At 34.0% G+C, this 12,431-nt stretch carries 9 protein-coding genes; 1 reads left to right on the forward strand and 8 read right to left on the reverse strand.

Annotated features, from left to right (window positions below; genetic code table 11):
* Positions 1-22 precede the first annotated feature (22 nt).
* The 5 genes from ACY2U7_RS08490 to ftsH all read right to left on the reverse strand — a co-directional run bounded on the left by ACY2U7_RS08490 (position 23) and on the right by ftsH (position 7,443).
* Entirely contained in the window at positions 23-955 is a 933-nt protein-coding gene (locus tag ACY2U7_RS08490) for a type III pantothenate kinase (protein WP_461813039.1), read from the reverse strand.
* Positions 956-967: 12 nt separating this feature from the next.
* Complete coding sequence (gene hprK, locus ACY2U7_RS08495; RefSeq protein ID WP_461813040.1) at positions 968-1,903, reverse strand: HPr(Ser) kinase/phosphatase; 936 nt, start codon at positions 1,901-1,903, stop codon at positions 968-970.
* Between the two features lie 43 nt (positions 1,904-1,946).
* The gene (gene uvrC, locus ACY2U7_RS08500; RefSeq protein WP_461813041.1) at positions 1,947-3,788 is read right to left on the reverse strand and encodes an excinuclease ABC subunit UvrC; all 1,842 of its coding nucleotides are present in this window, start codon (positions 3,786-3,788) and stop codon (positions 1,947-1,949) included.
* Between the two features lie 96 nt (positions 3,789-3,884).
* Positions 3,885-5,288 carry an APC family permease gene (locus ACY2U7_RS08505; RefSeq protein ID WP_461813042.1) on the reverse strand — a complete coding sequence of 468 codons (1,404 nt, stop codon included), beginning with the start codon at positions 5,286-5,288 and terminating at the stop codon, positions 3,885-3,887.
* A 175-nt stretch (positions 5,289-5,463) separates the two neighbouring features.
* A complete protein-coding gene (gene ftsH / locus ACY2U7_RS08510; protein ID WP_461816239.1) occupies positions 5,464-7,443 on the reverse strand; it encodes an ATP-dependent zinc metalloprotease FtsH in 1,980 nt (659 codons plus the stop codon).
* 195 nt (positions 7,444-7,638) lie between these two features.
* On the opposite strand from ftsH, the gene ACY2U7_RS08515 reads away from it, so the two are divergent.
* Entirely contained in the window at positions 7,639-9,117 is a 1,479-nt protein-coding gene (locus tag ACY2U7_RS08515; RefSeq protein ID WP_461813044.1) for a DUF1846 domain-containing protein, read from the forward strand.
* 34 nt (positions 9,118-9,151) lie between these two features.
* Here the strand turns inward: ACY2U7_RS08515 and ACY2U7_RS08520 are convergent, their stop codons facing one another.
* The 3 genes from ACY2U7_RS08520 to pdxA all read right to left on the reverse strand — a co-directional run bounded on the left by ACY2U7_RS08520 (position 9,152) and on the right by pdxA (position 12,427).
* The gene (locus ACY2U7_RS08520) at positions 9,152-9,904 is read right to left on the reverse strand and encodes a DeoR/GlpR family DNA-binding transcription regulator (protein WP_461813045.1); all 753 of its coding nucleotides are present in this window, start codon (positions 9,902-9,904) and stop codon (positions 9,152-9,154) included.
* Positions 9,905-10,013: 109 nt separating this feature from the next.
* Entirely contained in the window at positions 10,014-11,417 is a 1,404-nt protein-coding gene (locus ACY2U7_RS08525) for a GntP family permease (RefSeq protein WP_461813046.1), read from the reverse strand.
* Between the two features lie 11 nt (positions 11,418-11,428).
* Positions 11,429-12,427, reverse strand: coding sequence for a 4-hydroxythreonine-4-phosphate dehydrogenase PdxA (gene pdxA / locus ACY2U7_RS08530; protein ID WP_461813047.1), 999 nt, complete (start codon positions 12,425-12,427; stop codon positions 11,429-11,431).
* Positions 12,428-12,431: the final 4 nt, after the last annotated feature.

Here is a 12,431-nt window from a genome sequence, read left to right on the forward strand (position 1 = left end):
GGTCTCTAAAATTTTATTCAAATTATTCTAAAATCAACTTTGCTGCACCATAAATTCCAGCATCATTTCCAAGTCGAGCTAATTCAAAACGACATTCTTTATTAGCGAATAACGCTCTTTCTCTAAATGATTCTGTAATGTAATCTAAAAGTATTGTCCCAGCTTTGGAAACTCCACCACCAATTACAATCATTTCTGGATCTACTGCTGCCGCTAAATTTGCTAACGCATATCCTAAATATTTTCCAAATTCTCTTGCTATTTCAATTGCAACCGCATCCTTTGCTTTTACTGCATCAAACACTGTTTTTGCACTAATTTCTTCATTACGCAACACAGTTGCATCTTCATTTTTTTCAAGACGTTTTTTAGTCAATCTTACAATCCCTGTTGCAGATGCATATTGTTCTAAGCATCCTCTATTTCCACAACCACATTGTTCTGTTTCATCATAATTTACACAGACATGTCCTATTTCACCGCCTGCACCATGTCCACCTACTACCATGTGTCCGTTGGAAATAATTCCACCACCAACACCTGTACCAAGTGTTACCATAATCATATTTTTATGACCAAATCCGCCACCTTTCCACATTTCGCCTAAAGCAGCTACGTTGGCATCATTTCCTACTTTTACTGGGATTCCTACTAATGTTTCTAATTCATGTTTTACTTCTTTGTATCCCCAACCCAAATTGGCTGTTGCCTGTACAATTCCTTCATCTGTAACTGGTGCTGGAATTCCGACTCCTACACCTAAAATTGCTTCTTGATTCAACTTATGTGCTTTCATTTTTTCCTGTATAGCAGCTGCTACATCTGGAAGGATCTTTTCCCCATGATTTTCTTTTCTTGTTTCAATTTCCCACTTTTCTACTAATGAACCATCAAAATGGAATAATCCCATTTTAACTGTTGTTCCACCAATATCAACTCCAAAGCAATATCTCATTTCTTTTCTCTCCTATTTGTTTTGCGTTAAATTTTCTTGTACTCTTCTATACAATTCCTGTGCTGCATTATATCCCATCTGTTTCTGTCTATGATTTACAGATGCAGATTCCACAATAATTGCAAGATTTCGTCCCGGACGAATTGGAATAGAATGACACACCACTTTATTGCCAAGAAATTCCGTATACTCTTCTTCTAAGCCAAGTCTATCGTATTCTTTTTCTTTATTCCAATCTTCCAAGGTTATAACAAGATCAATATTTTGTGTTTCTTTTACACTTTGCACACCAAAAAGCATCTTAACATCTACGATTCCAATACCTCGTAATTCAATTAAATGTCTAGTAATATCTGGTGCTGTACCAACAAGTGTCTCATCACTGACTTTTCTAATCTCAACCACATCATCTGTTACAAGTCTATGACCTCTCTTGATTAATTCCAAAGCTGCTTCACTTTTCCCAATACCGCTTTCTCCCATAATCAATACGCCTACACCATACACATCAACCAAAACACCATGAATAGAAATACAAGGTGCAAGCTCTACATTCAACCAACGGATTGCTTCTGCCATAAATGCAGATGTTTTTTTATCTGTAGCAAATACTGGAATATTTTTTTCATTTGCTTTTTTCAACATCAATTCATCTGGATATACTTTTGTACTATATATCAAACATGGAATATCATACGATAATAATTGCTCGTATATAATTTCTTTTCTCTCCTCTGGCATCGTTTGTAAATAAGTATACTCTACATACCCTATTACTTGAATACGTTCTGAGTCAAAATGATCAAAAAAACCAGTCAACTGTAACGCAGGTCGATTAATATCTGGCACAGTAATTACTCTCTTCGTCATATCTATATCTGGTGTGAGATTTTCTAACTCCATTTTTTTTACTAGTTTTTCCAACTCAACACTTCCAGCGCAACTCATACATTTCCTCCTCCTATTTAAAATACTCACTTTGTTTAGTATATCATTTATGGAAAAAATTGTACACTTCCTGAGCAGATTTTTCATTCATCGATGGCAACTTTTTCAATTCTTCAACTGTTGCATTTTTTATTTTCTCTAAACTCAAAAAATGTTTCATTAAATCTTTTCTTCTCGCCGGCCCTATTCCATTTATATCATCTAAAATCGAATGAACTTGTCCTTGTCCACGTAATTTTCGATGAAATTCAATAGCAAACCTATGTGCTTCATCTTGAATACGCGTAATAAGACGAAAAGCCTCTGAATTTTTATCTATCGGTATTTCCACATTATGATAATACAACCCTCTTGTTCGATGATGATCATCTTTTACCATACCACAAACTGCAATATGCAAATGCAGTTTTTCTAGAACACTACACGCAACATTTACCTGCCCTTTTCCACCATCCATCATAATCAAATCCGGAAATGATGTAAAACTTCCAAGTTCTTTTCCTTCTTTTTTTTCTTTTATACCATGCTCAAATCGTCTTGTCAAAACTTCTTCCATACTTGCATAATCGTCTATATTATGAACACCTTTTATTTTAAACTTCCGATAATCATTTCTCTTTGGTTTCCCATTTTCATATACAATCATAGAGCCAACCGAATTAAACCCGTTTGTATTCGAAATATCAAACGCTTCTATTCGAAAAAGATTCGATAATCCAAGTAACTTTTCAATTTCTTTTATTGCACCAATTGTTTTTCTTTCTTCTTTTTTCAATCTTTCTTTATCTGTAGAAAGAACAACTTTTGCATTTTTTTCTGCTAAATCTACTAACTTCTTTTTCTGTCCTTTTTGGTGAATTGTAATATATACTTTGTGTCCTCTTTTTTGTGTAAGCCATTCTTCTAAAAGTTTACTGTCTTTCACTTCTTCTTGTATCATAATCTCGCGTGGAATGTATGGTGTTCCTGCATAAAACTGTTTAATAAAATTCTCTAAAATTTCACTTTTCGTTTCTGCTTTATTCGTTTTCATATAAAAATGATCCCGTCCAATCAACCTTCCACTGCGAATGAAAAACACTTGTACAACTGCATCATCCTCTTCTACAGCAACCGCCAAAACATCTTTATCTTCTCCGTCACTATTTGTTATTTTCTGCTTCTGGGCAATTTGTCTTACACTATTTAATAATTCTCTATACTCAATTGCTTTTTCAAAATTCAGTTCATCTGATGCTTGCTGCATCTTTTCCTCTAGTGTTTTTATAACCTTATCGTATTCGCCACCTAGAAATTTTAATGCCTGTTGTACTGACGTTCTATATTCTTCCTTCGAAATATAATCTTGACACGGTGCATAGCATTGTTTGATATGATAATTTAAACATGGTCGTTCCTTACCAATATCTTTAGGTAAATTTCTATTACAACTTCGTATATGATAAAGTTTACGAATCAAATCTATCGTATCCTTTACTGCACTTGCACTTGTATAAGGCCCAAAATATTTTGCTTTATCTCTCTTGATCTCTCGCGCAAACAAAATTCTTGGATACTCTTCTTCCACCGTTACTTTAATAAATGGATATGTTTTATCATCCATTAACATTGTATTATATTTTGGTCTGTGTTCTTTAATTAAATTACACTCTAATACCAAAGCCTCTAATTCAGAATCTGTCACAATATACTCAAAACGCGAAATATGCGTAACCATCTGCTCAATTTTAGCCCCCTTATTTCGACTACTTTGAAAATATTGTCTCACACGATTTTTTAAACTAATCGCCTTTCCAACATAAATAATATCATCTTTTTCATCGTGCATTAAATATACACCGGGTTTGCTTGGCAATTTTTTTAATTCTTCCTCTATATTAAACATTTCATTTTTCCTTTCTACCCTTTATATTTTAACACATCTTATATATGCAAAAAAGGCATATCCCGTAAAACAGGATATACCTTTTTATTCATATTTCTATTTATTTGATTTTTTTGCTAAAACAGGCATAATCGCACCTAATCCTAAAAGAACAAATGGTGTAAGAATATTTAATACAAGTTGGAATAAATCCTCTGAATAAATTCCACCAACACAAGCGATTGCTGTGAAGATAAAGCACCATGCTCCAAAAATAATACCCACTGTTTTATTCTTTACAAATTTATATTCAGGAGCAAATTTTTCTCCTGCTTTTTTCAATGCAATATAAGCAACAAATACCCATAAGTAACGTAATGGCATACATACTGAATTTAATTTTACAAGCCATTTTACTAAAACGTCTACATTTTTAATACCAAATGCAGGAATAATAATTAAAATACTTACGATTACTGCCACTAATTTATGTCCATTAGTATATGCACCATGTTTATTTTGTTTAAACATTGATTTTGGAATATAGTTCTCATCAGAGTTTCCAAGTAACATACAAAGTGGTGCATCAATAGAAATAACCATAACAGAAAACTGTCCAAGAAATTGTGTAATGGCATATAAAATTACAAATAAGTTTCCTACATGGTAGTAATCTCCTAATTTTTGGAATGCATAATATGCACCATTTGTCATAAGGTCAGCAGGAATATGTTTAGAATCAAACATCATTCCCATTGAAATTGTTCCCAAAATAGCACATACAGAAACCATAATAGCCAAAGCAATCATACCTTTTGAAAAATCTTTTGCTGGATTTTCTGTCTTATTTACATATGGTGAGAATTTCTCACAACCACCTACTGCAAATACAAGAATTGATAAACCTGTAAAGAATTTCATATCAAATGTTGGCATGAATGTTTTTAAAGACCAATCAATTTCTAATAATGGTGCATTTGTAATTGCTGGAGCAGCCATCATTAATACAATGTATAAAATAGACATGATAAACATTGTTGTTCCAGCAAGTGTAGAAATTTTCTTTAACATAGAAACACCTTTAGATGCAAGATATAATGCTAAGAAAAAGATTGCAAGACATAAAATTTGCATCACTGTTGTGTTCATTTGACTCGCTCTACTGTCTTGGAACAAAATCCAACTTGTTGCAATAACTGCTGAATTTGGTTTCTGTGAAATATAAGGCATATGTACTACCCAATATGTCCAACCTGCATAGTAAGCAAGTCTCTTTCCCATAGTCGCTGAAATCCACGAACTTACACCACCATTCGCATTTTTAAATGCAGAACCAAGTTCACCTACCATCAACGCATATGGTACAAAGTAAATACCAAATACAATTATCCAAGCAACGATTGCCTGTAGACCATTGTATTCTGAGAATCCATTAATAACATTACCGAATCCCCATACACCACCAAACGCCATAAACGCAAGGCTGTACCACAGAATTTTTTTTTCGTTTTTTTGATTCATAGTTTTTCTCCTTTTGTTTAATTACTATATTTATGGTATAACACTCCCCTTTATTTTGCAAGAAATATTTCATTTTTTCTTTATATATTTTTTATTTTTGCATTTTTTTATTCAACTTTAACAATACTCACTACAAAAAAAAGATTGCGAACATAGTCGCAATCTTTTGAGTTCTTTACTCTTCCGTTTTCTTAAGTTCTTCTGTATTTTCTTCTTTCACAGATTCTAACTGTTCCGATTCTTCCACTCTCATTTCTATTCTTGATTTCTGTGGCTCCTCTTCACTTCCTTGCACCTCATGAAAAATCTTCATAAATTCTTTACCTGTAATTGTCTCTTTTTCAATTAAGAATGCAGCAATTTTATCCAATGATTCACGATTTTCCAAAAGAAGACGTTTTGCTTCCTCATAAGCATCTTTTAACATTTTCATTACTTCTCTATCAATCTCTGCTGCCGTTTCTTCTCCACAATTCATTACTGGACGTCCATCTAAATATTTATGTTGAATAGATTCCAAACCAATCAAACCAAATTTTTCAGACATTCCATATTGCGTAATCATTGCTCGAGCAATCTTGGTTGCTTTTTCAATATCATTTGAAGCCCCTGTTGTAACTGTATCAAAAACAATTTCTTCTGCAGCACGACCTGCAAGCATACCTACAAGCATTGCTTCTAACTCTTTCTTCGTATTTAAAAACTTCTCTTCTTCCGGAGTCTGCATAACATATCCTAAAGCTCCCATTGTTCTCGGTACAATTGTAATTTTCTGCACAGGTTCTGCATCTTTTTGCAATGCACTTACCAATGCATGACCAACTTCATGATATGAAACAATTTTTCTTTCTTCTGCATTCATAATACGGTCTTTCTTTTCTTTTCCTACAAGAACAACTTCTACAGCTTCAAATAAATCTGCTTGTGAAACTACTTGCCTTCCATTTTTAACCGCATTGATTGCAGCTTCATTAATCATATTCGCAAGATCTGAACCTACAGCTCCTGAAGTTGCAAGAGCAATTGCCTCTAAATCCACCGTTTCATCCATTTTTACATCTTTTGCATGTACTTTTAACACATCGACACGACCTTTTAAATCTGGTGCATCTACAATAATTCGTCTATCGAAACGTCCCGGTCTTAGTAAAGCTGGATCCAAAATTTCTGGTCTATTTGTAGCAGCTAATAATAAAAGTCCTTTATCTGTATCAAATCCATCCATCTCTGCTAACAATTGATTTAGTGTTTGTTCACGTTCATCATTACTTCCCATAGCATTATCACGACTTTTTCCGATAGCATCGATTTCATCGATAAAAATAATACATGGTGCCATGGCTTGTGCCTGTTTAAACAAATCTCTTACTCTCGAAGCACCTACACCAACATACATTTCCACAAATGCCGAACCTGAAAGCGAAAAGAATGGTACTTTCGCTTCTCCCGCAACAGCTTTTGCTAAAAGTGTTTTCCCTGTTCCCGGTGGTCCTACAAGCAACGCACCTTTTGGAAGTTTTGCACCAATACTTGTATATTTTCCTGGATTATGAAGGAAATCAACTACTTCCTGTAACGATTCCTTTGCTTCATCCTGACCGGCCACATCTTTAAAGGTTACTCCAGTTTGTTTCTCTACATACATCTTGGCATTACTTTTGCCAATTCCCATCATTCCTCCACCTTTTGACATTTTTCTCATAAAAAATGAGAACACTCCAAATAAGAGTAATGTAGGTAATACCAATGTAAGCATAATGTTCCAAAAAATCTCGCTACCAGAATCTGGAATATCACGTCTATATTCTACTTTTGCCTTATACAATCTATCTGATAATGTATCATCTTTCATAACACCCGTATAATATTTCGGTGCCATCCCTGGAAACATAAATTCTGTATCCTTGCTTCCATCCCTTTTCTTTGGAGTAATCTCTATCTTATCTGAATAAACCTTAACTTTTTGTACTTTCCCTTGATCAACCATTTCCAAAAACTTGTTATACGAGATCTCCTTTGGATTACTTCCTGGCATAAATTGATATAATCCTAACACTAAAAGCAATGTCACTAGTGTTGTAAAAAGAATAATCGCCCAACCCTGCTTGTTGTTTTTCTGGTTTTTATTCTTATTTTTATTATTTTTATTATCCATATCCTTCCTCCTATTTATCATCTATTCTATTATAAGTATGGCTTCCTTATAAATCAATAAAAAGATTGTGAAAACTACTATCCATTTCTAAAACTTCTATTAAATAGTTTTAGACAAATTTCTCTTTTTGTAGTATACTGTTTTTTTAGGTATGACAAGTTACTTATACAAATTAAAGGAAGAGGAAGCAAGTTTATGAAAATCGGATTTGATAATGACAAATATTTAAAAATGCAATCGGAACATATCCGTGAACGCATCAACCAATTTGATAACAAATTATATTTAGAATTTGGAGGAAAACTATTTGATGACTATCACGCATCTAGAGTATTACCAGGGTTTGCTCCTGATAGTAAACTCCGCCTCCTTATGCAACTTTCTGATCAAGCGGAAATTGTTATTGTTATCAGTGCTGGGGACATTGAAAAAAATAAAATTCGTGGTGATTTAGGAATCACATACGACACTGATGTTCTTCGTTTGATGGAAGCATTTAAAGAAAATGGGCTATTTGTAGGAAGTGTTGTAATTACTCAATACTCTGGACAAAATAGTGCCAACTTATTTAAAAGTAAACTCGAACATTTAGGAATCAAAGTATATATTCATTACTGTATTGAAGGATATCCTTCAAATATCCCTCTCATTGTAAGTGATGATGGATATGGAAAAAATGATTACATCGAAACTTCAAGACCCCTTGTTATCATTACAGCTCCAGGTCCTGGAAGTGGAAAAATGGCAACTTGCCTTTCTCAACTTTATCATGAACATAAACGAGGTGTTCGTGCTGGCTATGCCAAATTTGAAACTTTTCCTATTTGGAATATCCCACTAAAACATCCTGTCAATCTCGCTTACGAGGCTGCTACCGCCGACTTAAATGATGTCAATATGATTGATCCTTTTCATTTAGAAACCTACGGTGTGACTACAGTAAATTATAACCGTGACGTAGAAATTTTTCCTGTACTTGATGCAATTTTCGAAAAAATTTACGGTGAAAATCCATACAAATCTCCAACAGATATGGGGGTAAATATGGTTGGAAACTGTATTTCCGACGATGAAGTTTGTCAAAACGCATCTAAACAGGAAATTATTCGTAGATATTACGACGCATTAAATGGGCTTTCTGAAGGAACTCATTCAGAAGAAGAGATTTTCAAAATTGAATTATTAATGAAACAAGCTCACGTTACAACTGATGATCGCATTGTTGTTTCTGCTGCATTAAAACGTGCTGAAGAAACAGGTGCACCTGCTGCTGCAATTGAATTAGATGATGGAACAATTATTACTGGAAAAACATCTAATTTACTCGGAGCATCCGCTGCTCTTCTTTTAAATGCATTGAAATATCTTTGCAAAATAAATGATGAACTTCATATGATTTCACCAGAAGCAATAGAACCAATTCAAACTTTAAAGACAAAATATCTTGGAAGTAAAAATCCACGTTTACACACAGATGAAGTTCTTCTTGCTCTATCAATCAGTGCTGCATCTAATTCAAATGCTGAACTTGCCTTAGAACAAATTCCAAAATTAAAGGGATGTCAAGTACACACAACTGTTCGTTTATCTTCGGTAGATACAAAAATGTTTAAACGCCTTGGAATTCAATTAACAACAGAATCAAAAGATGAAAACAAAAGAATTTATCAATAACATAAAAAGGAAAGAGTTTTTTCTCTTTCCTTTTTTATATGGTACTCTTTATAATATTTGCTCCCATTTTGCTCAAAATTTCTTCTTCTTCTTTACTAAAACTTTTTTCTGTAACAACTCCAGTATAATCACTTAAACAATTAATCTTTGACATTGCTTGTCTACCAAATTTAGAACCGTCCACAGCTAAATAAACTTTCGTACACTGTTTCGGTGTTTCTCTTTTCAACCACATTTTATCTATGGTAGGTGTCATCACCTCAAATTGATCATTTATAGATGCAGCACCAAAAAATCCTATATCGAATTTAAAATCTTTTAACATCTGTGTTGCATAACGCCCAAACATGCTTCCCGTAGATTTTTGTACATACCCTCCACATACAAATAATTCAACCTGACTATTTTTCAATAATTGTGCAATCTCCAAATCATTTGTTACAACCAAAATATCTGGAATCTCCATGATTTTTCTAGCAATTTCATATGTTGTTGTTCCTGCATCTAAAAATACTGTATTTCCTGACTCCACATACTCAGCACATTTTTCTGCAATTGCAATTTTTTCTTCACGATAACTCGTTTGTTTATCTATATATGTTACTTCTTGTTTTATTACTGCTCCACCATGGCATCTCTCAATTTTTCCATCTTGTTGAAGTTTCAACAAATCTCGTCGTATGGTCATCGTACTCACATTTAAATCTTTTGCCAATTCTTCAACCTCTACACTACCGTGCTGATGGAGAAATTCTGTTATTTTCTCTCTTCTTTCTGCCGCAAGCATTTCATTCCCTCCTTGCATCGCTAACCTAACTTGTTTTCAGTATACCATAGTTAAAGCAAAAAAACACTTGGAATACCTTGTTTCATAACGTAATATTCCAAGTATTTGTTTACATAAAGATATTTAAGATTAATAATTCTACTACACCAACTGCCCAAGCTACTGTCGATGTAATTGACCATACCCTAAGTTGATCTTTCGCTTCGCTAACACCTAATGTGCGGTTAACTACCCAAAAATAACTATCATTAAAATAACTAAAGAACAATGAACCAACACAACAAGCTACAGCTCCTAAAAGTGGGCTTGCTCCAGATGCAATAATGATTGGAGCCGAAATGCTTGCTGCCGTCGTCATTGCAACCGTTCCAGATCCTTGAATAAATCTCATTGCCGTAGCAATTAATAATGGTAATATAATAATTGGAATTGCTGTTTTCGCAAGTCCTTCTGCCATAAAATTTCCAAGTCCCGAATCTTTAATAATTTGTCCAAGTGCACCACCACCACCAGTAACCAACATGATAATTCCTGCTGACATCATTCCTTTTTCCATTTCTACCAATGCGGTATGTCTATCTAATTTTCTTCCCAATGTAAAAATAGCTACTACTAAGCCAAGCCCAACAGCAATAATCGGTTGTCCTAAGAATATCAATACACTCATAATTCCTTTTGTCTTCCCCATTGCTGTTGCTACTGTATTCACTAAAATCAAAATGATAGGAATAAGTAATGGAATAAAGGATTCTAATACACCTGGAAGATTTTTCATATCCATAGAAAAAGCGGCATCATAATCTGGTTCTTGATATTTCGCTTCTACAATTTCTCCATTTTCGTTAGGAATACGATAATATTTTTTAGACAAATACAACCGTGAATATGCAATACAAGCAATCGCCATAGGAATTGCTAAAAGGATTGTCATTAAAATAAAACTTCCAACATCAACACCAAAAATCCCACACACTCCTAATGGTCCTGGTGTAGGTGGAACTAGTGAATGTGTGATAACTAAACCTGCCGCTAAAGCAACTCCAAGCCCAATGACAGATTTCTTTGTTACTTTTGAAATTGCTTTTGCGATTGGTGCAAGTACAACAAATCCAGAATCACAAAAAATAGGAATAGACACAAGAAAGCCAGTAAAAGCCAATGCCTCTTCTTCTCTTTTCTTGCCAAACAATTTTAAAAATGTATGAGCCATTCTCTTTGCAGCTCCAGTCACCTCAAAGATTTGTCCCATCATAACTCCAAAACCGATTATAATTCCTATACTAGCTAATGTTCCACCGAATCCACTTGTAATTGAATTCAAAATACCGAATGTTCTTCCATCTTCTAATGTAATATTATTTAACGGCATGCCCCCTACTACACCTACAATAACTGTACAAATAATCAGCGCTAAAAATGCTTGTATTTTTGTTTTTAATACCAAAAAAATTAAAACAATAATTCCAATCCCAAGTCCAAGTAACATTCGTTCTCCGCTAAGTCCATTTACCATAATCTGACCTCCTATCTTTTAAAATTTGGAGCATATTTCGCTGCGAGTAAAATTGCTTCAATCATACTAACTGCACTTACTAATCCTTTTCCTGCAATATCAAATGCCGTTCCATGATCTACAGACGTTCTTAAAATTGGCATTCCATTTGTAATTGCAATTGTTTTCTCAAAATCTAATGTTTTTGTTGCAATATGCCCTTGATCATGATACAAAGACAACACACTACTATATTTTCCTTGTGCAGCTTGATGAAATACAGAATCTGCCCCTATAGGACCTTCTACACTGTACCCTTGCCTTTGTAGTTCTTTAACTGCTGGAGCGATTTCCTCTACTTCTTCCCATCCAAATAAACCATGCTCTCCACTGTGTGGATTTAATCCTGCTATTGCCATAACCCCATCTGCTACCCCTAATTTTTCTAATGCTTTTGTACAACGTTTTACATAATCTATAATTCTATCTTTCCGAATCATATCTAACATTTCTCTTAAAGAAACATGCCTTGTAAGAAAAAATACTCTTAATCCATTTGTTTCAAACATTGTCAAAGGATCCTCTGTATGCGTTAATGCTCCAAAAATTTCCGTATGACCAATAAAATCAACACTTCCTGCACGTAAAGATTCTTTATTAATAGGAGTTGTAGCTACTGCATCTACTTTTCCATCATTCGCTAATTCAATACTCTTTTCTATATAATCATATGCTGCTTTTCCACACATTCCATTTACTTTTCCAAATGAAAATTGCCCCATATCCATATTATCCATATGAATAAGATTTAAAACACCTTCTCTATAGTCTCCCTGGTCTACTTCATCAATCATACGAATTGTCAAATTTTCTTTCGTAATTTTAATAGCATTTTCCATTACTTCTTTATTTCCAACAATCACACAATTTGCAGCCTCTACTACTTTTTTGGTCGCAAGAGATTTTGCTACTATTTCTGGTCCAACACCTGCTGGATCTCCAATAGGAATTGCTATAAATGGTTTCTTCATCTTT

This window comes from Faecalimonas sp., assembly GCA_029264305.1.
In the GTDB taxonomy this organism is placed as follows: Bacteria; Bacillota; Clostridia; order Lachnospirales; family Lachnospiraceae; genus Faecalimonas.

Bases quoted from the DNA above. Each gene is read 5' to 3' on its own strand.
- ACY2U7_RS08490 (WP_461813039.1), bottom strand. From the start codon at position 955: ATGAGATATTGCTTTGGAGTTGATATTGGTGGAACAACAGTTAAAATG.
- hprK (WP_461813040.1), bottom strand. From the start codon at position 1,903: ATGAGTTGCGCTGGAAGTGTTGAGTTGGAAAAACTAGTAAAAAAAATG.
- uvrC (WP_461813041.1), bottom strand. From the start codon at position 3,788: ATGTTTAATATAGAGGAAGAATTAAAAAAATTGCCAAGCAAACCCGGT.
- ACY2U7_RS08505 (WP_461813042.1), bottom strand. From the start codon at position 5,288: ATGAATCAAAAAAACGAAAAAAAAATTCTGTGGTACAGCCTTGCGTTT.
- ftsH (WP_461816239.1), bottom strand. From the start codon at position 7,443: ATGGATAATAAAAATAATAAAAATAAGAATAAAAACCAGAAAAACAAC.
- ACY2U7_RS08515 (WP_461813044.1), top strand. From the start codon at position 7,639: ATGAAAATCGGATTTGATAATGACAAATATTTAAAAATGCAATCGGAA.
- ACY2U7_RS08520 (WP_461813045.1), bottom strand. From the start codon at position 9,904: ATGCTTGCGGCAGAAAGAAGAGAGAAAATAACAGAATTTCTCCATCAG.
- ACY2U7_RS08525 (WP_461813046.1), bottom strand. From the start codon at position 11,417: ATGGTAAATGGACTTAGCGGAGAACGAATGTTACTTGGACTTGGGATT.
- pdxA (WP_461813047.1), bottom strand. From the start codon at position 12,427: ATGAAGAAACCATTTATAGCAATTCCTATTGGAGATCCAGCAGGTGTT.